A 24,244-nucleotide genomic window follows, 5' to 3' on the forward strand; every position below is an offset into this window, starting at 1 on the left:
TCTCAGGACACCGGACCGGCTTCGGCGGCCAGTAGCTGGTGCACCCATGCGAAGACGTGCTTACCGACCTGTTCCCGCTCGCGCTCCGGCAGGCCGGTGAAGCCGCCGAACCCGGTGCTCCACTCGCTGAGCACGGGGCCGTCGCTGGTCAGCAACCAGTCCACCCACAGCAGAGATGCTTTCAGGTCGTCAGCCACGAGCTTGCTGAGCTTGCGGACCGTTTCGGTCACGACCTCTGCGGTGGCGGAACCGCCCTGGGCCACGTTGGCGAGATAGTTCCCCGCCTTGGGTCGGCGGTGCTGGCCGGCGACGATCTCGCCGTTGATCACGTGGACCCGGAGGTCGCCCTCATTGGGGATGAACGGCTGCACCACATACCCGATTCCGCTCTGCCCGACCAGGTCGACCGTGGCGGCGAGCTGCTCGACGGAATCGGCTTTCACCACACAGAACCCCATGCCGAGCTCACGCGGTTTCAAGATGTACGGCCCGTCACCGAAGGCCTCGCGGGCGACGTCGACGACTCGCCGCGCATACCGGCCGAAGGGAATCGCGATCGTGCCCACCGCCGGAATGCCGAGCATGGTCGCTCGCTGGGCGATCGACAGCTTGTCGGTGACGAGGTGTGGCGGTCCGGTGAAGGAGTCATTGAGCAACACCGAGTCGCTGGCCTCGATCGTGCGGCGGACCGCGGCCAGGAAGTGGGACGCCTGCGGGTCCCAGCTGAAGTCGTCGATCTGGAAGCACTGCCTGGTGGCGAGAAGGTCCTCACCGCGCCACCACAGGCGCGGACGGTCCACGCACGTGGGTTGCAGCTCGTTCACCGGCACCATGCGGAACATGAAGCCGGCTCGCTCCGCGTAGGCTCCGTAGGACTCCATCGCCTCGGGCTGCGCCTCGGAGACGTAGTCGGGGTCGAAGTCGTCCGGCCGATAGACGAACGTCAGGATGGGCAGGTCAGTACGCACAGTTCTCCTCAAATCGCCAAACCCCGTCAGTGGTGCCCTTTGCGACGAACGCTTTGAACCGAGCCAGGTACGACCCGAATCGCGCTCTGGTGGTGGCGAAGTCGTCGAGCGTGCTTCCGCCGTCGATCTCGACTTCCGACAGCCACCAGTCGTCGTCACCGGCCATGAGGAAGTCGACACACACGTAAGGCATTCCCATTGCCTTGGCTACCTTGCGTGCGGGATCACGCAGGACCTGGGGGACCGTGCCGAGCGACATGGCCCCGCCTTGACCGAGGTTGCCCGCCACCGCATCGCCCACTGGACGCCGACCCAGCGTTGAATGCGGTTCACCGTCGATGCAGAACACCCGGAAGTCTGTCACTTCCCGGCCCAGCCACGGCTGAACCACCATCGTGAACTCGGCCGCCTGTGCCGTCTTCAACACCGTGTTCAGCTCGGTCTCGTTCTCGGCGACGAACACGCCGTGCCCGGATCCCCAGTGCGCCGGTTTGACGATCACGGGGTACTCGATGTCCGCGGCGGTGAGTGCGACCACGCAACGCCGCAGGGCTTCGGAGTCGTAGCCGCGAGTGGTGACGCGCACCGTCGGCACCCGCCGCAGGCCACTCGCGAACTCCGACAGGCCGGTAAGGATCTTGTCGTTGTTGATGACGCTGTGCAGCGTCGGAACCGTTACGAAGTAACCCGCGGCCTCCAGGGCCGCGTAGACCGTGAGGTGCTGCCAGATGTCGAAGCGGTCCGTGGGCCAGGTCCAAAGCATCGTGTGGAAAAACGCCTCGTCCGGTCGCACTCGCACACCCCGGACGTACACAGCGGGTCCGTCGTCCGTGCGGCCGACCACGATGTTCTCCGCGCTGATGGGCTGCACGGTCATGCCGAGATCACGGAAGATCTCGTCGTACATCGCGTTGATAGGGGCGTGTGCCGGGTTCGGCCTCTTGCTTTCCCGCTCGGACCGGATCCAGTACATGGTGGGTGGCGTTCGCGTCGAGTCTGCTGCGGTCACTGCGCACCTCCGATGAACTGCCAGGTCCGCTGGTCCGCACCGGTGCGGACGAAGTCGGCAAAACGCTTGCGGTACGAGTCGAACCTGATCGCGGCCATGGGCACGTCGGGCGATCCGGCGTCCAGCTCGGCCTCGGAGAGCCACCACTCGTCGCCCGCCACGAGGAAGTCGACCGACAGATAAGGCAGAGCGAACACGGCAGCGACCTTTCGAGCGGCGGCCGCGAGCTCATCCGGAACCGGAACCAGGCCCCATGCCCCACCCTGCGCGACATTTCCCGCGATGTTTCCATCGACGGGCCGCCTGATGTTCATCACGAACGGCTCACCGTCCACGCAGAACACTCGGCAGTCGACCGTGTCGGAACCGAGGTACGGCTGAACAACCATCGTGAGGTCCGCACTCCCGGCTATGCTCAGCAACGCGTCAAGTTTTTCCTGGCTCTCCGCGAGGAACACGCTGTGCCCGCCGTCCCAGTCAACCGGTTTCACCACCGCCGGGAACGAGATGCCCGCCGCCGGGAGGACGTCCTCGTCGACTCGAACGCCGTTGGTGCCCCAACCACGCGTGTTGATCCGCACGGTCGGCACAGCACGGCCCGCTCCGCGGAACACCTGCAGGTTCGTCAGCATCTTGTCGTCGTTCATCACGCTGTGCATGAACGGCACGGTCACGAAGAAGCCGGCCGCCTCCAGCGCGGCATAGGTCGTGAGATGCCGCCACGCGTCGATACGATTGTGCGGCGACGACATCAGCATGGTGTGGAAGAACGCCTTGTGCGGGTCGACGCGTTCTCCGAAGACGTGCACGGATGGCTTGCCGCCTGTGCTGCCGATGACGAGGTCGTCGACGCTGATCCACCGCAACTCGACGTTCACGCTGGCGAAGGCCGCCGCGTACTGCTCCAGCATCGGCCCGAAGATCGGGTTGGGATTCCTGCTGTCCCGCTCGGACCGGATCCAGTACATGACGATCTCGGTACCGCGATCGTCGGTCATGTCTTCCCCCAGGTTGATCGGCTGACGCTCGGTCACACGTAAGCCCAGCGCCGCACGCCCCGCTCACCGGAGGAGAACCGGTCGAAGTGGTTCCGGTAGGACTGCAACTGCTTCGTGGCCGTCTTCGCGTCGGTGTCGGCGGAGAACACCCCGAGGTCCACTCCGGACAGCCAGAACTCACCTTGTGCCTCAACGAAGTCGAGGCACAAGTAAGGGAGACCGATCTCCTGTGCGATCTTGCTCGCTGACGCGACGACGTGATCAGGAACAGTCTCGCCGGTGTCCTCCGGCTCGCCGGCGAAGCACTGAATCCGATGGCTGATCGTGTCCTCACCCAGCCACGGCTGCACAAGAACTGTCGTCTCCGAAGCTCCGGCCAGTTGGAAGATCGTACTCAGCCTGCGGCTGGTGTCGGCCACGAACGCACCACCCGCGCCACCGTCCCAGTGCGCGGGCTTCACGACTACTGGAAAGTCCAGTCCCCACTGCGAAAGCTGGAAGCGGTTCTTCTCGTGGACCTCGATCTCGCGGGTGCACACGCGTACGGTGGGCAAGCTGGGGACACCGTGCTCGCCGAACCGAGTGAGGAACACGAACGAGTCGCTGTAGGCGATGCCGTGCTGGGTGGGCACCGTCACGCAGAACCCGGCGGCTTCAAGGATTCCGGTGGTCGTCACATAGCGCCACATGTCCGGCATGTTGGCCGGGGTGCTCGCCGGCGCGGTGTGGAAGACGGTGCGACGCGGGTCGATCTCCCGCCCGGCGACACGAATGACCGCCGCCTCTTCGGCGTCCGTGGCGGTGATGTCGTCGACCGTCACAGGTACAAGTGTCATCCCAGCGGCGTGAGCAGCCTGCTCGTACACTTCGAGGGTGTGCGCTCGGAACCCGTCGGAAATCCTGATCGAGTCACGCTCGGTGCGCAGCCAGTACAGAACGACATCGCCATCCACCCGTTGAGTGGCAGCTGAACCAGTTGTCACCACAGTTCTCCTCGTTCAACGTGCTGAGAAAACGCTGGCGCGCCTGACTCGCTCGATGAGCACACTGCCAGGAAAGCGAAGCAGAATCCCCCCAGACTCAAGGCACATCACGAACGACGTCGTGTGACATTGCCTACCTCGCGAAGAAGCTTACACAGCACGCCTGCCGCGAACAAGAGCTGCCACGGGACGTGACATCGCACACTCGCTGATCAATTCCGACAATTCGAAGGAGGCCGATCGAGTTTGCCGACCTTTATGTCCGGTGCCGCTCAAAGTGTGCGCGACAAATCACACTGAAGCGCTGGTGGTGCGAGCGTTCCTCCCGCACCACCAGCGACGGACACTCGACCGCTCAGACAGCCGTGGCCGCAGTGTCTCGCAGGGAGACGTTGGCGTGACTTTCCTGGAAGCTCTGCTCGGAGACGAGCGTGAGCCGCGCCGTGGCCTGAAACTCCGGCAGCGTCATGGAACCGCACGAGACCATGGTCGCCTTGATCTTCGCGATGGTCAGCGCGAGTCCCTCGTTGAGGTCACCCGCGTAGGGAACGTAGCCGTCCACACCTTCTTCGAAGATCAGCCGATCGCCTTGGCCGTAGCGCTGGAAGTTGCGAGCACGATTGGAGCCTTCGCCCCAGTACTCCTTGACGAAGCCGTCCCTGGTCGGCAGTTTCGCGCCAGGTGCCTGGTCGAAACGGGCGAAGTACCGGCCCATCATCACGAAGTCGGCGCCCATCGCCAGCGCAAGCGCGACGTGGTAGTCATGCACCAGGCCGCCGTCCGAGCAGATCGGGACGTACTCGCCGGTGCGCTCGCGGAACTCGTCGCGAGCGGCGGCAACGTCCATCACGGCGCTGGCCTGACCTCGGCCGATGCCCTTCTGGTCGCGGGTGATGCAGATGGAGCCACCGCCCACGCCGACCTTCACGAAGTCGGCACCGGCCTCGGCGAGGAAGTTGAACCCCTCGCCGTCAACGACGTTGCCACCGCCGACCGGGATCTCCGGGTAATGCTTCTTGACCCAGGTCAACGCGTTGCGCTGCCAGTCGCTGTAACCGTCGGACGAGTCGAAGCACAGCAGGTCCGCGCCGGCCTCGAGCAGGGCAGGGATGCGCTCCTGGTAATCGTGGGTGTTGATGCCCGCGCCGACACGCAAACGCTTGTTCGCATCCACTGACTGGTGAGGGAACCGCTTGTTGTCCGTGTAGTCGGAGCGGAACACGAGGTGCTGCAGGTGCCCCTTCTCGTCCACCACCGGCAGGCAGTCCAGCCGCTGGTCCCACAACTGCGCGTTGGCCTCGGAGAGGGAGACTTCGTGCCCGGCGTGGGGAAGCTCGGCGATCGGGGTCATCCGGCTGCTGACGGGCTGGTCGAGCGCGTGGCGCTGCGGGTGGAAGTCCCGGGAGGTCACCATGCCCAGCAAACGACCGGTTGCGGTGCCGTCCTCCGTGACAGCGGCGGTGCTGTGCCCGGTGCGGCGCATGACTTCGACCAGGTGCCCCAAGGTGTCGTCAGGGCGGACGTTCGTGTCGCTGGTGATGAACCCGGCTTTGAACCTCTTCACCTGACGGACCGCCGCAGCCTGGTCCTCGATCGGCTGATTGTGGTGCAGAAAGCTCAGGCCACCGTTGCGCGCGAGGGCGATCGCGAGTTCGGGAGAACTGACCGCCTGCATGATGGCCGAGGTGAACGGCGAGAGCAGCTCAATCGCCGGCGCCTCCCCTGGAACGTGCCGGACCAGTGGTGTGCGCAGATCAACCGTCTCAGTGGAGCATTCGATGCGGGTGCGATTCGGCAGGAGCAGATATTCGTTGAACGTCCGCGAGACCTCGGGGATGATCTTGGCCATTTGATTCCTCCAGGTCACCTCGGCCACGCAAGGCGCCCACCAGTCGTCACAAGGGTGTGCTGCAGCAAGCCTCCAGCCTATCTTCGCCGCTGTGACCGGCCAAATCGAGCAGATCTCCACGACGGACAATCCCGCAGGCGAATGTTCGAACGCGAACGCTGCCGTGGCTGGCGTCAGGGGAGGCGTTCGGCACCAACGAGGGTGGCGGAACCCGCCGAGTGAGCGTTGGTGAGTCGTTTATGCCATCGCCAAACGGACAGAAACAGCCAAAGGGAGTCGGTGTCGACCGTGTCCATCCTGCCCTTCTCGGGAAGTTGGAACATGCTCGCCACGAGCGGATCGGAGCGCAACTCCGGCTCGTGTTCAGTCGCAAGCGCGGTGAGTGCCGCGTGCAGCCGCACCGAGTCGGGATAGGGAAAGACCTCCTTGCGCCGCTGCAGCAGCTCCTGCGGCAGGACACCGTTCATCGCGGCGCGCAGCACGGACTTGCCGCGCCGCTTGGTCGTCTCGATGTGCATGTCGAACGGACGAGAGAAGCACCACTCAGCGACGCGGTGGTCGAGGAAGGGAAAGCGCGCCTCGACCGTCACCCGCATCGCGAGGAAGTCCTCGAACTGCACCACACGCAGCAGCTGGGTGTGCACGAGCAAACGGTGCACTCGTTCCACCGCGCCACCTGTGAGTCCCGCGAGGTAGTCGAGCACTCTTTCATCGGCAGTTCGCCGGTACCGCAGTACATCGGCCGACAAGGAGCCTGCCTGCCGGGAAGCGGGAAGCCTGCGCACTGTCTTCTCGTCGGGTGCGAGGACGTCCACGATGTTGGCGACGAAGTTCGGGCGTCCCACGTAACCGCCCATGAGCTCGTCAGCGCCCTGTCCGTTGAGGACGACCTTCAGTCCCATGTCCCGGATGCTGCGGTAGTTGGCCAGTATGCCGACGTGGCGGACGTCGTCGGCGAGCGACGCCAGGTCGCAGACCGCGTCGATGTCCGCCAGGCTGACATCGGCGGTCTGCGGGACAGTCCTGTGGTCGACGCGTTCGCCAAGGTGCCGTGCCAGTGCCTCGCTGTAACGGAGATCGCTGTCACCGGACAGGCCCTCACGGCTGCGAGCGGCGGAAGGGTGGGCGACCGTTACCGCGGGCATGCGTTGCCGCCCGGCGGCCAGGGCGGTGATCGCGGATGAGTCGAGCCCACCGCTGAGGAACGCGGCCACAGGCACGTCGGACACGAGCATCGACTCGACAGCGTCGCCCAGAAGCAGGCGGAGCTCGACCGCCGGGTCTGGATGTTCCGCTGAGCCGGCGGTGTCGGGAAGTGCCCAGTACTTCGCCGACCGCGTGATCCCGTCAGCGGACACGGTCATGATCGTCGCCGGAGGCAATGCCTCGACCTGGCGCACGACGGTTCGGCTCTGATCAGGTTCCAGGGTGGACGAGCAGAGCAGTCGGTGGCGCAACGCGTCGACGTCGGGTTCTCGCGGCACGCCCGGAAAGCGCAACAGCGCCTCGACCTCGGATGCGAACATCAGCGCGGACGCGGAGCGATGCAGGTAGAGCGGTTTGACGCCGAGGCGGTCACGCACGAGCGTGAGAGAACGGCTCGCCTTGTTCCAGAGTGCGAATGCGAACATGCCGTCGAACCGGTCGACGGCCGCCCTCCCCCATCGCTGCCACGCTCGCAGGATCACCTCGGTGTCGGTGTCGGAGGTGAAGACGAAGTCTCGGCTGAGCTCTGATCGCAGCTTGCGGTAGTTGTACAGCTCACCGTTGTACGTGATCGCCAAATGATCACGGACCATGGGCTGCGTACCCGACTCCGCCAGTCCGATGATGCTCAGCCTGCGGTGGCCGAGCATCACGTTGTCCTGCTGCCAGAAGCCTTCAGCGTCCGGTCCGCGGTGCGCGAGCGCCTCGACGACCTGTCGCAGGTCGGCCAGGCGGGGTCCGGTTCGGTCGAAGCTCAGCGCCCCGGCGATGCCGCATCCGGTGAACACGATCAGCCTTCCCCGTCCACTCGCGCGAGCAACAGGTCGGCGAGCGCGACCACGCCCGGTCCTGTCAGCATCGAGAAGTGGTCACCTGGCACGGTGTCGACGCCGACCACGCCGCGACTGTGTGGTGCCCACAGGTGCGTTTCGTGCTTGCCGCTGTCGCTCGTAGCTGTCGACAGAACGATGTTCATGCTCGCGACGGTGCCATCCGGCCGCCAGCGGCGGAGAGCCTCGTAGTTGCCGAGCAGCAGTTCGAGCTGGTCGGTCACCAGCGCCTGCTCGGCCTGTGGTGTGTGCTTGAGCAGCCTGACCCGAATCTCGGCGAGCCGGTCACGCGCTGGGAGCCCCGCTGTGCTGTCGACGACGTCAGCGACAACGCCATCGGGTGCCGACGCGACGAGCTGGGTCAGCCAGGACCGCAGGTCTGCCTCATATCCACTGCGGTCGAAGACCAGTGGCGGGTCGACGAGCGTCAGCCGGGTCAGCTCGATTCCCTCCACTTCGAGCAGTTGGGCCAGTTCGAACGCGACGGCCGCGCCGAAGGACCATCCCGTGAGCGCAACCGGTCCGGTGATCCCCCGCCGGCGGAGCCTGGTCAGATGGGTGATGGCCGTGTCGCGGACCGTGCTGACCGCCGGCGTGGACATCTGCGGCAGACCAAGACACCGCCACTGAGCCTGGACGCGGCGCGACAGTTCCTCGTAGCGCGTGATCGTGCCGTCCACAGCGTGAATGAACAGGTGCGGCTCGGCGTGGTCGGCTCGCCTGGGCGTGAGCTCCACAAGACCCGCCGCGTCCTCGAGATCGGCGGTCATCCGATCAAGGACGACGTCGACGAGGTCTTCGGGGAAGACCTCACTGTCGTAGGAGACGTCGACAGACATGCCACTGCCGGTGTCGGACACGGTCATGTCGAACGCGGTGGGCAGCACGTTGCTGCCCCCGATGCCCGTGCCGAGCGGCACCGGTGCTGGACGAAGCAGATCAGTCAGGGGTTGGTGCTGGCCGAGGAAGTTGAACGTCACCTGCGGAGCCGGCAACTCGGCGAGCAGGCGGCCGAGATCGGAACCGGGGTCGAGGTAGCGGGCCTGTCCGTAGCCGACGCCACCGCTGGGTACCGCGGCGATCGCACGATCGACCACGGCGGCCGCGTGGATGAGGCTGCTCGCGTCCGTCGTGCGCAGCAGCACCGGGTAGAGCGAGGTGAACCAGCCCACGATCTCGTCCGCGTCGGGCAGCCGATCACGTCCGTGCCCTTCCAGGAACGCGTACAGCACGCCCGTGCCGGGATCCATCGCTCGGGCAAGAGCGCCGAGGAGCAGTGCCCTGGCCGCGACTCGGTGCACGAGTGGTGCGTCGTGCAGCAGGAACCGGCGCACGTGGGCCGGGAGCGTCCGGCGGGTCGCCGTGCGATCGGCGAGGGTGAGCGATCCGGTGCGCGGTGGCGTGAGTTCGCCGGATCGCACTTCCTCGGCGAGCTCGTACCAGTGGGCTGCCTCACCGAGTTCGGGGGTGGGTGCGGGAGCATCCGGCACGCCGGGGGCCCGCCGATCCTCAAGAGTGGCTCCCGACCGAAGCCGGGCGTGGGCGTGCGCGATGTCCTGCGCGATGACGTCCCACGACACCGCATCGACGATCAGGTGGTGCAGGACCAGGCCGAGCGACCGAGTCGGCGCCGCCGCGTCCTCGATCAGGACTACGCGCCACAGCGGACCCGTCTCGACGTTGATCGTGTCAAGGGCCGCCCTGACCGCGTCGCCGACGTTGCCGGAGGTGTCGACCTGATCCCACCCGACCGGATCCGGCGCGTCGATCAGCACCGCATGCCAGGCGCCACCGCTCTGCACGAAGCGTGTTCGGAAGGCCTCGTGCCGAGCGAGTGTCCACTCGACGGCCTGCCGCACCATCGCGACGTCCGCATCCGAGGGCAAGTCGAACACGCGAACCTGCGCGAAGCAGTCCGGCTCGTTGAACTCCTGTGCGAAGAACCAGCCCTGGATCGGGGTCAGCCGGAGCCGGGTACCACCGGGACGATGCTCGACGGTACCCGTGGCCCGCGTGATTGGCCGGACGTGTGCGCTGAGAGCACGGATGGTGCGTGTGCTCAGCAACTGCGCCACCGTGATCGTGAGGCCGCGAGCCCTGGCCTGCGCGACCGCCCTGATGGACTGCAGGGAATCGCCACCCACAGCGAAGAAGTCGTCGTCGATGCCGATGTCAGACCGGCCGAGCAGCGTTCGCCACACGGACAGGAGCAGTTCCTGTTCGGGGGTCTCCGCGGCCGTGCCCGTCCCGGCGTCCAGCGCGAGCACAGCGGATGGTCGAGGCAACCGGTCGCGGTCGATCTTCCCGGTACCGGTCAGCGGCAGCCGGTCGAGCACCGCGATGGAGGCGGGGACCATGTAAGCGGGCAGCTTGGCGGCAACCCAATCGCGAAGTTCCCCGGCGAGCTCCGCATCCTGGCCGCTGGCGGCAACGTAGGCAGCCAGGACATGGCTGCCGTTGTGCTCAGCCACGCCGACGTACGCGGCGCCGACCAATGGATGCTCGGCCAGGCACCGTTCGATCTCGCCGGTTTCGATGCGGTAGCCACGCACCTTCACCTGACCATCAATCCGCCCGAAGAGTTCGAACTCCCCCTCAGAGGTCAGCCGGGCGTAGTCACCGGTGCGGTAAAAGCGGCGTCCGGCAAGGGGACCGGTGGAGAAGGTGACGAACGACTTCGCGGTGAGGTCCGGGCGATCGTGATAACCGAGCGCGACGCCGTCGCCGCCGATCCACAGCTCCCCGCGGGCGCCCACCGGTGCGGGCCGGTCGGCATCGGTGAGCACCACCATTGTGTAGTTCGCCAGCGGCCGACCGATGGTGACTACAGGCGTGGGTGGCTGTCCGGGCGCATGTACACACGTCGCCGAGCACCACACCGTTGCCTCGGTGGGGCCGTATTCGTTGTGCAGGGACGCAGAAGGCAGCCGTTGCGCGTGCAGCGCAACGAGATCCGGCGTGCAGGGCTCTCCGCCAATGGCCACGACCCGCAGCCCGGACAGGGAGCCGACCGGCACGGCTTCGGCGAAGTGCCGGTAGAACGACGCGACGAAGTTGACGTGGGTGACATGTTCCCGTTCGGCCAGCGACCTGATCTGGTCGACGTCCCTGACGTCCGCGCCGGGGTCAGGGAACACGACCACTCCACCACGCCACAAGGTCCACCACACCATGGAGCCGGCGACGTCGAAGATGATGGGCAGCGTCACGAGCGTGCGCGGGGGGGCTTCACCGAAGTACTCGGTGCGTGCGTGGATCGCCGTAACCGCGTTGCGGTGCGAGGTGACCACTGCTTTGGGAGCACCTGTCGAGCCTGATGTGTAAGTGAGGTAGGCAGGACTCGTCGGAGCGACCGCGGTGGCCCGACGCTGCCGCGGGCCCGGATCTGAACCCGCCTTGAGCGGGATCGTCGGCACTCCGATGCCGTCGAAGGTGAAGGTGTTCTCGGGCGGGCACAGCACCGCGGACACCGCGGCATCGGCGAGCAAGCCGGCCAGTCGCTCAGCGGGTTGTCCTAAATCGAGGCACACGTAGGCGGCACCCAGCCGCGCCGTGGCGAGCCACGCCGCCACGAGATCGGGAGTCTTGTCACTGGCAACAGCGACGACGTCGCCCGCAGCGACACCGCCGAAGCGCAGGACCTCCTCAACCGCGCGTGCGAGGACATCCAGCTCGCCGTACGTACAGGATCGGCCGTCATGCCTGATCGCCACGCTGTCAGGGGCGGCGGCGATCTGCCGGTCGACCCCTTCGTGCAGGGTGCCGAACGGCGATTCCGAGGAAGGGCCTTCTCCCGCGGCGAGGATGTCGTGCAGGCCGGCAGGACCGTGCAGGTCCGCAGCGCCGAGCTCGGTGTCCCACTGGGAAACCACCAGCTCGACGATGCGCACGAACCCTTCAGCGTGGCGCTGCGCTGTCGCGTGGTCGAAGAGGTCGGTGTTGTACTCCCAAAGGACGCTGATCCCAGCGTGAGACAACGTCGACCCCGGTTCCGGCGGATTCGGCACGCAGACCACGTTGACGTCGTTCTTGGCCGAGCCGTTGTGGTCGATCCTCAGCCGCCCGCTGAGACCGTCGAGCTCGAACCGGGGACGAGGACTGTCGTGGAACGCGAACATGAGCCCGAACAGCGGGTTGCGTGCCCGGTCGCGCGGAAGGTCCAGCTCCTTGATCAGGTCGATGAGCGGGAACTCCTGATGATCCTGTGCCTCCAGCAGGGTCGTCATCGTCGCTCGAACCGTTGAACTGACGGGCGCTGTCGGGTCGACGGTGAGCCGCAGGGGCAGTGCGTTGACGAACATGCCGAGCAGGCCGGCGGTCTCGGCCTGGCGTCGGTTGGACAGCGCCGATCCGATGACCATGTCGGTCTCGCCGGTGTGGTGCCAGACCTGGGCGGCGAATGCGCTCAGGAACACCGCGAACCGCGTGACGCCTCGGGCTTGACACAGCTCGTCGACCCGCGTCAGCAGGCCAGTGGGAACCTCGATCTGCACCCGGTCGCCCGCGAACGACTGTGCGGCGGGGCGAGGGCGGTCCGTGTCGAACGTGACGCCCACCTGTGGACAGCCGGCGAGTTTGCCGAGCCAGTACTCCTTCTGCTGCCGGTAATCCGCAGTCTCTCGCCAGCGGTGGTACCACCGGGCGTAGTCGCGGTACTGCACCCGAAGCTCGGCAGCGCCGGGAGTGTCGCCCGCAGCGATCGCCCGGTACGTGTCCCGGATCTCCCGCAGGAAGAGCGAAGCCGACCAGCCGTCGTGGACGAAGTGGTGCTCGACCTGGAACAGGTTCCACGACGAGTCACCGAGCCGGTACAGCCGCCAGCGGACCAACGGCAGCTCGGACACGACGAACGGGGTCGTCATCAGGCTCGTCATGTCGCGATGCACGGCGGCGGCGCTGTCCTCGACGCCGCGTAGATCCACCACGTCGACCGCGACCTGCCATCCGGAATGGACAGTCTGGTGTGGACCGTCAGCACCCTCGTGGAACGTGGTACGCAGAATCTCGTGCCGTTGCACGATGTGTGTCAGCGCGGCGTTCAGCACCAAAACATCGATGTCGCCGGTGAGCAGCAGCGAGAACTGCGTGTTGTAGGCGAGTGCCTCCGGCGAGAGGTGGTTGAGGAACCAGATCTGATGTTGCTGCGCACTCAACGGCGCATCCGAGCTGTGGCGCGCCAGCGGCACCAGCGGCGGTCGGTCGTTGGTGCCACCTGCCCGCACCCGTTCCGCGACCGCGGCCATGTCCGGCAGGGCGAACAGCTCACTGACAGGTACCTCGACGTCGAAAACCTGACGGATCATCGCGGCCGCGCGGACGAGCCCGAGCGACGTGATACCCAGTTCGGCGAGCGATACCAGGTCGGCTGGCGCGTGTTCCAGCCCCAGCACCTCGGCGAAGATCGCGGCGAGGCGGGGATCGGCGGCGCCGGTCGAATCGTCCACAGGTGGCGTACCTGTCACCGGAGCGGGCAGCCGACTTTCGTCGATCTTGCCACTCGGGTTGCGCGGCAGGCTTGCAACGATGACGAACGCGTGCGGTACGAGGTAGGCGGGCAGGGACTGCGCCACGTGGGCCCGCAGGTTTTCTGCCGAGGTGTCGGCCGCACTCGGGCGCAGAACTGCGTAAGCCACGAGGCCAGAGCCCGAGTCGCCCCGCTGCACGGCCGTGACATGGGCCTGCTCGACCGCAGGGTGGGTCATCAGGGCGGTCTCGACGTGTCCCGGTTCGATCCGGTTGCCCTGCACCTTGATCTGCCGGTCGGCCCGGCCAACGAACCGGTAACGTCCGTCGGGCAACCGCTCGACCAGGTCGCCCGTCCGATAAGCGCGACGACCGTCCGGCAGCTTCACGAACCGCTGCTCGGTGAGCCGCGGCTGGTGCAGGTAGCCGATCGCGACGTTGCGGCCGGAGATGTACAGCTCTCCGTGGCCCGGCTCGTCCGCGGGGAAGAGATCGTCCGGCGAATCCGCCAGATGGTACTCCGCGCCGGCGATCGGTCGTCCGATGGTCATCGTCTCGACCGCACTGGTTCGTCCGTTGTAGACACACCCCGCGCTGGTCCAAACGCATGCTTCGGTTGGCCCGTACTCGTTGTGCAGCGAAGTGGTGGGCAGGATCTCGGCGTGTCTGCCGATCAGCAGCTCGCTCCAGCGTTCGCTGCCGATCATGACGTGCTCGATCCCGAGCGGCGGGCGCGTTCGGGCGTACTCCAGGAACGTGGAGTAGAGCGAGGCCGGGTACACCAGGTGAGTCACGTCTTCGCGGTAGATCATCTCCAGTGTTCCCGGCACGTCCGTGAGCGGAACCGGATTGATGATCAGCGTTCCACCACTGAGGAGCGCCCAGAACACCACGCCCGACGAGAGGTCGAACGCAACCGAGTGGATCAACGGCATCCGGCGAGGCACGCCGTAGGCGCGGTCGCGCGCGTCCGTGGAGTTGATCATCGCATCGTGGCTGACGACAACGCCTTTCGGGCGCCCTGTCGAACCCGAGGTGTAGATCACGTAGGCGGGTGCCGTCGGCGCCACGCTGAGTCCGGGGAGATCACCGTCGAACGGTGTGCGCAGGTCGTCGAACGCCACGGCCGGCCGGTCGGGGCTCGTGTAGCCGGCAACGTTCTCCGAAGTGGTGATCACCAACGCGGGACGGGCTTGTGCGAGAAGATCGGTGATGTAGTCGTCGGGGTGCTGCGAGTCAATTGGCAGATAGGCCGCACCAGCTCGGATCGTGCCCATCACGGCGGCGATGAACTCGATCGACGCCGGCAGTACTACCGCGACCACCGGCACCTGACCCGCCGGTGCCGCCGCCAGCGCGGCTGCGATACCACCACCAACGGCGGCGGTCAGCTGGTCGAGCTCGGCGTAGCTCGTCCTCCGCTCCCCGTCGATGACCGCCCAGTCGTCGGCATGCCGTGCACACGAATCGACAAAAGCCGTGGCGAGGTTGGGGTGCTCAGCCGTCCACACAGGACTCAGCTCCTTCCGTCGGCGCACTTGGCCGTCGCCACGAGGCTCTCCTCGATCTGTCCACGCGTCCCCTCAGGAAGTTGATCCCCAACGTGCCGCAGGTAGCTGCGCAGGTAGGCCTCCCTGTCCTCCGATGGGATCGCGTCGTTGTCGAGGAACAAGCGGTCGTGCACGCTGAGAGCGCGAACGGCGAACATCGGCACCGGCGACTCCATGACGAGGAACTGCGGGTTCCGGACACTCGCCACGGTGCTGAGCGGATGGAACTCACCGAGCATGAGTCCCCGCCTGACGAAGCTCATCCGCAGTCTTCGGTGGCCTTCGTCGATGAAGTCACCCGCGCGCCCAGGATCGAGGTCTGGGAAGAAACCGATCAGTGAGGCCGTCCGGAAGCTGGGGCCATCTCCGAACAGCTCGACGAAGAGATCGCCGAGGTAGGGAACCTTTTCTTCTGCCTCAGCCGCATCGCCGACCGCAGTGCGGACGGTCACCAACTGGACGACGTCCTGCCGGATCGCCGGCAGCAACCGGGGACAGACGTGCCCAGGCCGAGGCATCAACCGGTGTGGTTGGGCGACGAACTGGAGCATCCAGTCAGCACCCATGCGGTACGCGGGGAAACGGTCGTATACGGCCTCAGCGGCCGTCATGTTCACCAGAGACCCAGGCTCGAAGGGATACGACTCCGACAGGGACACGAATTATCACCTTGGAGTTGGCTGCAAAGGGCGACAGTTGATCGAGTTCCGCACTTGAACACGAGATCAAGGCAGGACCGAATCAAGCAAGGCGCCTGTGCGCAGCTGCCCGTGTGATCGATTTCCGAACCTTGATGAATAAGGTCACCAAGGTTCGGAAATTCCATGATCACAGAGCGCGACGCACGCGCCGAGCTGATCTTGACTTCAGCGGAGAACCGGAGGTGACAGCAGCGGCACGTCGCCACGCTGCTGCAACGCCGGATCTATGACCGGCAACCATCTCAACGGTTGAAAAACCATGCGACCCCCCAGGTAGCGCACACTGAACGCGGATCAGCCAGGTGGTCCTCGCTGATCCGTCAGCCAGACTAAACGTGTCTTTCTGGATACGCAAGGAAGTCAAATGTGGTGGCGAGCACGTGGAATTCTCATCCGTTGACACGGCGCGACAGCCTTGATATCCAGAGTTGGCGTTGCGGACTTGGCTGGCAGCTTGTTAGATGCTCACTGCAGCCTGTAGACCTGGGGGAAGAGTTGCCCGAACATGACGCTGCTGTGCCCACGGACAGCAGGTATTCAGCTGTTGCTGAACATGTCGCACGGTATGTGGAGACCAACGGCGAAATCGGACACATCTGGCGAGATGTGCCCACGCTGGTTCTGACCACGCGCGGCAGGCGGTCCGGCACGCTTCGCCGGACAGCGCTCATCTACGCCAGGACCGAATCCGGCCTCGTGGTGGCGGCCTCGAATCTCGGATCAGACCGACATCCTGACTGGTACCTGAACCTCCTCGCCGAGCCCAAGGTGACGGTCCAGGTCAAGGACGAACGCTTCGACGTGATCGCGTCTGTCGCGAGTGGACCGGAGTATGATGCTCTCTGGGATGTGATGGTCGGCGTCTGGCCCGACTACGAGGACTACCAGCGCAAGACGCAGCGGAGAATTCCTCTCGTCGTGCTCAGCGCGGCGACCGAGGACGCTCCCGCATCGTCAAGGTCGTGACCGAGTGCAGCCGTTGAGTCGAGATGTGCTGGAAGCGGCGGAGCGTGAAGCCGCACGCTCCGAGGCGCAGGGCAGCCTCACCGAACCGATGGTCAGGCTGTTGCGTACCACCGGGTTCGCCCGGTTGTTCGTGCCTGCCGCATGGGGTGGCAGTCAAGGAACGTTCCTGCAGCAATACCGCAACGTTGCCACGCTCGCCGCCGCGGACGCCTCCGCAGCCTGGTGCGCGGCAGTGGCTTCATCGGCCGCACGCAAGGCCGCTTTCCTTCCCAAGAGTGCGCAGCACGTGGTCTGGGGCAAGTCGCCGGACACGTTGCTGGCCAGCACGTTGCTGCCAAGCGGGATGGTCCGGCAGGTGGCCGACGGATGGCTCGTCGACGGCACCTGGCCTTTCGTCAGCGGTGTCTCATACGCCGAGTGGCTGATGCTGACCTGCCGGCGGGCAGAGGAAGCATCCACTTCGGACGCTCTCTTCGCACTGGTACCCCGATCGGCCTGCCAGGTGCACAAAACCTGGCAATCGGCCGGACTCCGTGCCACAGCGAGCGAAACCGTCGTCGTCAGTGCCGCCGTCGTTCCCCATGACCATGTCTTCCAGCGAAACGAGCTGTTCACCGGCAAACCTCAGGAAGCATCCGGCGCGTGTTACGACGTCGCCAACGACGCGGTGAGCGGAATCGCCTTCACCGCGCCGCTGGTCGGCGCCGCACAACGGGCCATCGAGCTGGCCTTGGAAACGGTGTCGGGGAACGACAACCGCCGCGCGTTCAGCCACCACGAACAGGCGATCCTCACCCTGGCCGCCGGGGAAGTCGACGCTGCGCAACTGCTGCTCGAGCGCGTCGCTGTGACCGCGGACTCGGGCGCATTGGACCGGTCCGCGGTCGTCAGAGCACGCCGCGACTTCGCGGTCGCAGGTGGACTGGCCGTCAACGCGGTCAACGCCGTCCACCGCACGGTAGGAGCCCGCATGACCGCTGCCGGGGGCCACTTCGACCGCATCTGGCGTGATGTCAACGCCGGATCAGTTCATCCGGCGATGAGTTTGGGTGCGGCAGCGTCCGTCTACCTCGGCTCAACCGCCGATGCCTGAACATCCGCAGCGAAAAACGAGGTTGTGCGCGAACCGCACCGGGCATGTTCGGCAGCCAGCCAACTCGCACGTGATTGTCACCGACCCGGTAGAGCTACGGAGGGGGATCTGTTGAGCACCACACTTGAACAGTTGGACGGGGTCTCGCTAACGCCGTTGGCGGGCCACATCGGCGCCGTGGTCACCGGCGTCGAGCTGGGGCCTCAGCTCGACGCCGAAACCAGGCAGGCGATCTGGCGATCGATGCTGCAGCACAAAGTCCTCGCGTTTCGCGGTCAGACGCTCGACCACGACACCCATGTCGAGCTCGGACTGTCGTTCGGCGACCTCACCCGCAGGCCAGCCCCCCACAACGGCGCTGCGCCGGAGGGCTATCCCGAGCTCCTGACCGTGGACTCGAAGGTGGAGGACGAGCGGTACGGCGAGGACTTCGAGGAGCGGTACCGGCTTCGGTGGCTGGACTACAACGCGGGCTGGCACACCGACCTGACCCCGGCCGTGAACCCACCCGCAGTGTCGATCCTGCGGGCCGAAAACGTCACTTCGTTCGGTGGTGACACGCAATGGACCAACCTCGAAGCGGCCTATGAAGGCTTGTCCCCCGCTGTCCAGGACTTCGCCGCCAGCCTGCGGGCGGAGCACGCGTTCTTCGCCGGCTGCCAGATGCTCCAGCACGACGAGATGGACCGGTACGTGCTCCAGCTCAACAACGACCACCCACTGGTGGCCGAGCACCCCGTCGTGCGAGTACATCCGGAGACCGGGGCGCGATCCCTGTTCGTCAACCCCGCTTCCACCAATCGCCTGGTCGGTTTGAGCCCGTCACAGAGCCGGCAGTTGCTTGAGCTGTTCTTCGAACAGATCACGAGGCCGGAGTTCACGATGAGGTGGCGCTGGGCACCAGGCGACGTCGTGTTCTGGGACAACAGGAGCACCGCGCACCTGAGCCCAGGTGACGCTGGTGTCGCCGGCGAACGCCGCACTCTCTACCGCGTCACGATCAACGGTGACGTCCCGGTCGGCCCAGACGGTGTCAAGTCGAAGCTGATCGCCGGTGAACCCTTCAACGCGCTTCCCGTCCGTGCAAAGGAAACCGTCTGATGGCTACTGACACGATCGCTTCCGCGGCTGATCTCGACGTGCGCCGCGTGGCCGGCTACATCGGTGCGGAGATTCACGGTATCGACCTGAGCAACACGCTTGACGACGCGACCGTCGCGGCGATCAGGACGGCTTTGCTGACCCACAAAGTGTTGTTCTTCCCAGGCCAGAAGCTCGACCACCGCACCCAGATCGCGTTCGCGAGTCAGTTCGGCGACCTGATGGCGCGAGCCCGGCCACAGAGCGGTGGCGAACTCGACGAGTTCCCTCAGGTGTGGACCATCTCTCCGGAAAAGGACGTCGAGGCTTACGGTTTCGACCACGAGGAGCACTACCGTTCGCGTCAGCACAGCGGCTTCGGCGGCTGGCACACCGACCTGTCAACCGCAGCCAACCCGCCGGCTGCATCGGTGCTGAGGTGCGATCGCGTGCCCCTCTACGGCGGTGACACCCAGTGGGCCAATCTGGTTGCGGCGTACGAAGGTCTCCCTGGCTCACTGCAACGGTTCGTCGACGGCTTGCAGGCGGAGCACACGTTTTTCGCCGCCTACGACATGAACCCCTTCGACGAGAGGGACCGCACGATTCTCGACCAGGTGAACAAAAACCCGCAGGTCGCCGTGCACCCGGTGGTTCGCGTCCACCCGGAAACCGGCGAGAAGGCGCTCTTCGTGAACCCAGCGCGGGTCAACCGGATCGTCGGCCTGAGCCCGGTCGAGAGCAGGCACGTGCTCTCGATGCTCTTCCGCGAGGTGACGCGGCCCGCGTACACGGTCCGGTACGCGTGGACGCCGGGCGCCGTTGCCTTCTGGGACAACCGCAGCACTATCCACATGGGAATCGGTGACTACGCGCACACGAATGACCCCCGGACGCTCCACCGCGTCACGTTGCTCGGCGACAAGCCAGTAGGCCCCGACGGGTTCACGTCGCACAAGGTCGCCGGGCGCGAGTTTACGGCCTACCGACCGTAACTCACCGTTCTACAGGCACGGCCACTCATCGAGGATTGCCTCGCCTGCGTTCGGCGCAAGTTGTGCACAGCCTTGACGATGGATCCGCCCGGCAGGACTTCCGTGCCCGGGCGGATCCATCGGAGTGACCAGTATCGACGGGACGGAGATCGTGACCGTGTCAACGCAAGTAGAACCGATGACACTTGTCGGCCTGATCGGTGGAGTAGGACACCATCAAGGTGCCTGGCGCCTACCAACCAGCAGGGCCGAGGAGATCGCATCACTTGACCTGTACAGCGATATTGCCGCACTGGCCGAAAAGGGCAAACTCGATGCCCTCCTGATGGCTGATGGACTGGGGCTGGACACCAAGAGGTTGGCGAGCGCGTCGTTTCCTCATCTGGAACCACTGATGATGTTGTCGGCGTTGGCTGCACGTACGACGCACATCGGCCTGATCGGCAGTGTTTCGACGACGTTCAGCGAACCATATAATGTGGCGCGTCACTTTGCCAGCCTGGACCATTTGAGCAATGGTCGTGCAGCGTGGAACATCGTCACCTCGGCATACGGCGAAGAAAACTTTGGCGGGTCTCCGCTGCCCAGTCATGCCGACCGGTATGAGCGGGCCGACGAGCACGTTCGCACAGTTACCGCACTCTGGGACAGCTGGGATGACGATGCGATCCTTCTCGATCGAGCCAAAGGCATCTATGCGGACGCCGGTAAAGTTCACAAGATCAACCATCGCGGGAAGTACTTCGGTGTCGCCGGACCGCTGAACGTGCCTCGGTGCCCGCAAGGTCGCCCGGTGATCGTGCAGGCCGGTTCCTCTCCGCGCGGACGAACGTTCGCAGCACAACATGCGGAGATTATTTTCACTGCACAACAGACCTTGAGCGGGTGCCAGAACTTCTACACCGACGTCAAGGCGCGAATCGGAGCGGCAGGCAGAGATCCGCGGAAAGTAAAGGTTCTGCCCGGTGTTCATCCCTTGCTCGGCAATACCGAGTCCGAGGCTTTGCGCATGGAGAGGGAGCTGCGGCACTTGATCCAGGTCGAGACTGGACTCGACTGGTTGTCAAAGCAACTCGGCGGTGTCGACTTGTCAGGACTCGATCCGACCAAACCGATTCCCGAGGAGCTGTTGCCTGAAGCGCACACTTTCCAGGGCAGGCAAAGCCGATACGAGCTTTTCCGAAAGCTTGCGGTGGAGGAGAAGTACAGCATCAACCGACTGATGGAGGCGGAGGTGGTGTCCGCAGGGCATTGGGTCACCGTAGGCTCGCCAGAGCAGATCGCCGAACGTTTCATCCAGCATGTGGCCGAACGGGGAGCGGACGGATTCATTTTGCTGCCTTCGTACTTGCCCGACGGCTGGCAACTTCTTGTCGACGGTGTCATCCCGGTTCTGCAGAAACGCGGCGCATTTCGCACCGACTACGAAGGCTCGACACTGCGTGACCACCTGGGGCTGGAACGGCCGGCAGTAGGGAGCCGGTCCGGCGAGTCGGCATTCTGAGGATTCCGCGGGCTTGGCGCCCCAAATCGACGTCATCATCGGCACGTAGGATCACGTACGCACCTTACCCGCACGTTGGTCCAGGAGGTCGATCGCGCCGATGCCCATCGAGTCCCACGACGCCGCACTGCCGTCAAATTTCACACCAATCGGCCTGACCTTCGACGACGTTCTACTCCTCCCTGCAGAATCAGGAGTCACGCCCAGCGACGTCGATACGAGCACCATGCTGTCACGGAACATACGCCTCAACGTTCCGCTGATTTCTGCAGCCATGGAGACGGTGACCGAATCGGCCATGGCGATCGCCATGGCCCGCCAAGGCGGTATCGGCATACTTCATCAAAATCTCCCCAAGGAAGAACAGGCTCGCCAAGTTGAGACCGTGAAACGGTCGGAAGCCGGAATGGTCACCGACCCGGCCACTTGTTCGCCTGATGACACTCTGGACGATGTCAACAGACTGTGCGCCCGCTTCAAGATCTCCGGCGTACCAGTCGTCGACGATGGCAAGCTCGTCGGAATCATCACGAACCGCGACATGCGTTTTCAGGTTGATCATGCCCGAAAGGTCGGCGAAGTCATGACCAAGGGCCCGTTGGTGACAGCACCGGCCGGAGTCTCTGCGGACGACGCGTTGGCGCTACTGCGACGGCACAAAATCGAGAAGCTGCCCATCGTCGATCACGCGGGCCGACTGCAGGGCCTCATCACGATCAAGGATTTCGTCAAGGCCGAGCAGTATCCCCAAGCCGCTCGCGATGCAGGAGGACGGTTGCTCGTCGGTGCCGCAGTCGGCATGGGCACGGGCGCTGTCGAGCGAGCCGAGCTCCTCTTCGAGGCGGGTGTCGACGTCCTCGTCGTGGACACCGCACACGGACACCAGAGCGATGTCCTGCACGCAGTCGCGAGCATCAAGCAGGAATTCGGCCGCGCTGTCGATGTGATCGGCGGCAACGTCACGACTCGTGCTGGCGCCCAAGCCCTGATCGACGCCGGAGCCGATGCCGTCAAAGTCACTGCCGGACCGGGTTCGATCCGGCCCGCACGCGCGGCGGCAAACGTCGGCGTGCCGCAGGTCAGCGCCATCCACGAAGTGAGTCTCGTGTGTGCGGCCGCTGGCATTCCCGTCATCGGAGGCGGCGTCCGGAACCCCGGCGACATCGCCAAAGCCATCGCCGCAGGAGCAGGCTCGGTCATCCTCAGCAGCCAACTCGCCGGAACCACAGAAGCACCCGGAGATCTGATCTTCTTCAACGGCGAGCAGCACAAGGTGTATCGCGATGCAGGACCACTTGACGCTGGGCAATCTCGCAACGGCACCGAGGCGTACTCGAAGGACCGGAACCGCCAAGACGACGTCCTGGCGGAGGAGAACCTGGTCCCTCACGGCATCGAGAACCGCATCAACTACCTGGGCCCCGTCGCGCATGTCGTTCACCAGCTGATTGTCGGCCTACGGGCCGGCATGAGCTTCACCGGTTCCCACACGATCAGCAAACTTCAGCAAGCGCAACTCATCAGGCTGACAAGGGCCAGCTTGAGGTAGAACCACATTCACGGTACGCATCACTCCGATGCTCGGATTCCAGCTCAAACGCAGCCGCCACCGTGATCATGATGTGGCCGGCTGCGGCTTCGGAATCACCAGCACGCACAGGATCATGATCACCGGGGCGAGGATCGCGGTCAGGAACCCCACCTGGTAGCCGCGGGTGGCGGCTTCCTGCGCGGTTCCGTGCGCGCCGAGTGCCACTGCCACGGCGACCGTGTTGAGCGCCGCGACGCCTAGCGCACTGCCCACCTGCTGCGCCGTGCTCAGCAACCCGGACGCCAGTCCCTGGTCCTCGTTCGCGACACCGGTGGTGGACACGATCATCGCGGGAGCCAGGCTCAGGCCGGAGCCGATGCCCACGAGCATCAGGCCGGGCAGCACGTCCACGAAGAACGAGCCGTCGACCGGGACGAAGCTCAGCAGCAGCAGTCCTGCCGCGACGATCAGCGCGGCTGCCACGATCAGCTTGCGCACGCCGAACTTGCCCACCAGCGCACCGGCTTTCGTCGAGATCACGACGATCGCACCCAGCACCGGGATGAACCCGAGGCCGGTCTGCAGCGGGGTCAGGCCGATGATCTGCTGCACGTAGAGGGTGCAGAAGAACAACGCGCCCGCGGACGCACCGGCCGCGACGACGGACGTGATGTTGCCGTAGCGGACGTTGGGGTTGCGGAACATCGACAGCTTCAACACCGGTTCCGCGGTCTTGAGCTCGACCAGCACGAAGGCGACGAGCAGGACCACACCGGCCACGGCGAACACCCCGACGACCGGGTCGAAGCCGCGCACCGCCGCCTGGGACACCGCCGTCACGACGCTCACCACGGCCGCGGTGAGCAGGACGGCACCGGGCAGGTCGAGGCGCTGACGGGCACGCGGCACGTCGGCGGGCACCTTGCGCATGATCAGCAGCAGCACCACGAGCCCGATCGGGATGTTGACCAGGAAGATCAACCGCCAGGTCGCCAGATCGGTCAGCACGCCGCCGACCAGGTTGCCCGCGATACCACCGATCGACGCCACCGCGCCCCAGATGCCGAGCGCCTTGTTGCGGGCGTCGCCCTCGGCGAAGTTGGTCGTCAGCAACGCCAGCGCGGCCGGCGACACCATCGCGGCACCGACGCCCTGCAGACCGCGAGCGACGAACAACGTCACGGGCTCCTGCGCGGCACCGCAGATCGCGGACGCCACCGTGAACACCAGCAGTCCCCAGAGCAGGATGCGCTTGGGGCCGAACAGGTCCGCCATCCGTCCGGAGCTGACCAGGAAGCCGCCGAACGTGATCCCGTACGCGGTGGTCACCCACTGGATGTCCGACGGCGCCACGTGCAACGCGGACTGCATCGACGGGATCGCCACCGCCACCACGGTCACGTCCAGGATCAACATGAACTGCGCGAGGCACAGCACGGTGAGCAACGTGCGCGATCCCGTCGCCTGCCGCTGCGCGTCAATTTCGTTGGTCACGATCTTCAAGCTCCCAGCTCTGGA

At 65.4% G+C, this 24,244-nt stretch carries 15 protein-coding genes and 1 pseudogene; 6 read left to right on the top strand and 10 right to left on the bottom strand.

Annotated elements, in window-relative coordinates:
• Window positions 1–2: 2 nt before the first annotated feature.
• The 9 genes and pseudogenes from G7043_RS50025 to G7043_RS29865 all read right to left on the bottom strand — a co-directional run bounded on the left by G7043_RS50025 (window position 3) and on the right by G7043_RS29865 (window position 15,515).
• Complete coding sequence (locus G7043_RS50025) at window positions 3–968, bottom strand: ATP-grasp domain-containing protein (RefSeq protein WP_166051236.1); 966 nt, start codon at window positions 966–968, stop codon at window positions 3–5.
• The gene (locus tag G7043_RS29835; protein ID WP_166051238.1) at window positions 958–1,977 is read right to left on the bottom strand and encodes an ATP-grasp domain-containing protein; all 1,020 of its coding nucleotides are present in this window, start codon (window positions 1,975–1,977) and stop codon (window positions 958–960) included. Before G7043_RS29835 ends, G7043_RS50025 begins: the two co-directional genes overlap by 11 nt.
• The gene (locus tag G7043_RS29840; RefSeq protein ID WP_166051240.1) at window positions 1,974–2,975 is read right to left on the bottom strand and encodes an ATP-grasp domain-containing protein; all 1,002 of its coding nucleotides are present in this window, start codon (window positions 2,973–2,975) and stop codon (window positions 1,974–1,976) included. The genes G7043_RS29835 and G7043_RS29840 overlap by 4 nt, the downstream gene beginning before the upstream one ends.
• Window positions 2,976–3,007: 32 nt before the next feature.
• Window positions 3,008–3,796 carry a hypothetical protein gene (locus tag G7043_RS29845; RefSeq protein ID WP_166051242.1) on the bottom strand — a complete coding sequence of 263 codons (789 nt, stop codon included), beginning with the start codon at window positions 3,794–3,796 and terminating at the stop codon, window positions 3,008–3,010.
• A gap of 517 nt (window positions 3,797–4,313) precedes the next feature.
• Complete coding sequence (locus G7043_RS29850) at window positions 4,314–5,807, bottom strand: IMP dehydrogenase (protein WP_166051244.1); 1,494 nt, start codon at window positions 5,805–5,807, stop codon at window positions 4,314–4,316.
• A gap of 173 nt (window positions 5,808–5,980) precedes the next feature.
• A complete protein-coding gene (gene asnB, locus G7043_RS29855; RefSeq protein WP_166051246.1) occupies window positions 5,981–7,801 on the bottom strand; it encodes an asparagine synthase (glutamine-hydrolyzing) in 1,821 nt (606 codons plus the stop codon).
• A gap of 2 nt (window positions 7,802–7,803) precedes the next feature.
• A complete protein-coding gene (locus G7043_RS29860; protein WP_449279975.1) occupies window positions 7,804–13,695 on the bottom strand; it encodes an amino acid adenylation domain-containing protein in 5,892 nt (1,963 codons plus the stop codon).
• Window positions 13,696–13,785: 90 nt separating this feature from the next.
• Window positions 13,786–14,844 (bottom strand): annotated as a pseudogene (locus G7043_RS50505) (AMP-binding protein); the annotation flags it as partial.
• A complete protein-coding gene (locus tag G7043_RS29865; RefSeq protein WP_166051250.1) occupies window positions 14,823–15,515 on the bottom strand; it encodes a DUF6875 domain-containing protein in 693 nt (230 codons plus the stop codon). The pseudogene G7043_RS50505 and the gene G7043_RS29865, both read right to left, overlap by 22 nt.
• Before the next feature lie 558 nt (window positions 15,516–16,073).
• On the opposite strand from G7043_RS29865, the gene G7043_RS29870 reads away from it, so the two are divergent.
• The 6 genes from G7043_RS29870 (at window position 16,074) to guaB (ending at window position 22,744) form a co-directional block, all read left to right on the top strand.
• Window positions 16,074–16,523: a nitroreductase family deazaflavin-dependent oxidoreductase gene (locus G7043_RS29870; protein WP_166051803.1), complete on the top strand. Its 450-nt coding sequence runs from the start codon at window positions 16,074–16,076 to the stop codon at window positions 16,521–16,523.
• 4 nt (window positions 16,524–16,527) lie between these two features.
• Window positions 16,528–17,616, top strand: coding sequence for a hypothetical protein (locus G7043_RS29875; RefSeq protein WP_166051252.1), 1,089 nt, complete (start codon window positions 16,528–16,530; stop codon window positions 17,614–17,616).
• 111 nt (window positions 17,617–17,727) lie between these two features.
• Complete coding sequence (locus G7043_RS29880) at window positions 17,728–18,717, top strand: TauD/TfdA dioxygenase family protein (RefSeq protein ID WP_166051254.1); 990 nt, start codon at window positions 17,728–17,730, stop codon at window positions 18,715–18,717.
• Window positions 18,717–19,691 carry a TauD/TfdA dioxygenase family protein gene (locus G7043_RS29885; protein ID WP_166051256.1) on the top strand — a complete coding sequence of 325 codons (975 nt, stop codon included), beginning with the start codon at window positions 18,717–18,719 and terminating at the stop codon, window positions 19,689–19,691. The genes G7043_RS29880 and G7043_RS29885 overlap by 1 nt, the downstream gene beginning before the upstream one ends.
• Before the next feature lie 124 nt (window positions 19,692–19,815).
• Complete coding sequence (locus G7043_RS29890; RefSeq protein WP_313888149.1) at window positions 19,816–21,195, top strand: LLM class flavin-dependent oxidoreductase; 1,380 nt, start codon at window positions 19,816–19,818, stop codon at window positions 21,193–21,195.
• A gap of 100 nt (window positions 21,196–21,295) precedes the next feature.
• Complete coding sequence (guaB, locus tag G7043_RS29895) at window positions 21,296–22,744, top strand: IMP dehydrogenase (RefSeq protein WP_166051258.1); 1,449 nt, start codon at window positions 21,296–21,298, stop codon at window positions 22,742–22,744.
• 66 nt (window positions 22,745–22,810) lie between these two features.
• Here guaB and G7043_RS29900 read toward each other — a convergent pair whose 3' ends face one another.
• Window positions 22,811–24,220 (bottom strand): MFS transporter, encoded by a 1,410-nt coding sequence (locus tag G7043_RS29900; protein WP_166051260.1) that lies wholly within the window; start codon window positions 24,218–24,220, stop codon window positions 22,811–22,813.
• Window positions 24,221–24,244 lie beyond the last annotated feature (24 nt).

The organism is Lentzea alba (assembly GCF_011067745.1).
In the GTDB taxonomy this organism is placed as follows: Bacteria; Actinomycetota; Actinomycetes; order Mycobacteriales; family Pseudonocardiaceae; genus Lentzea; species Lentzea alba.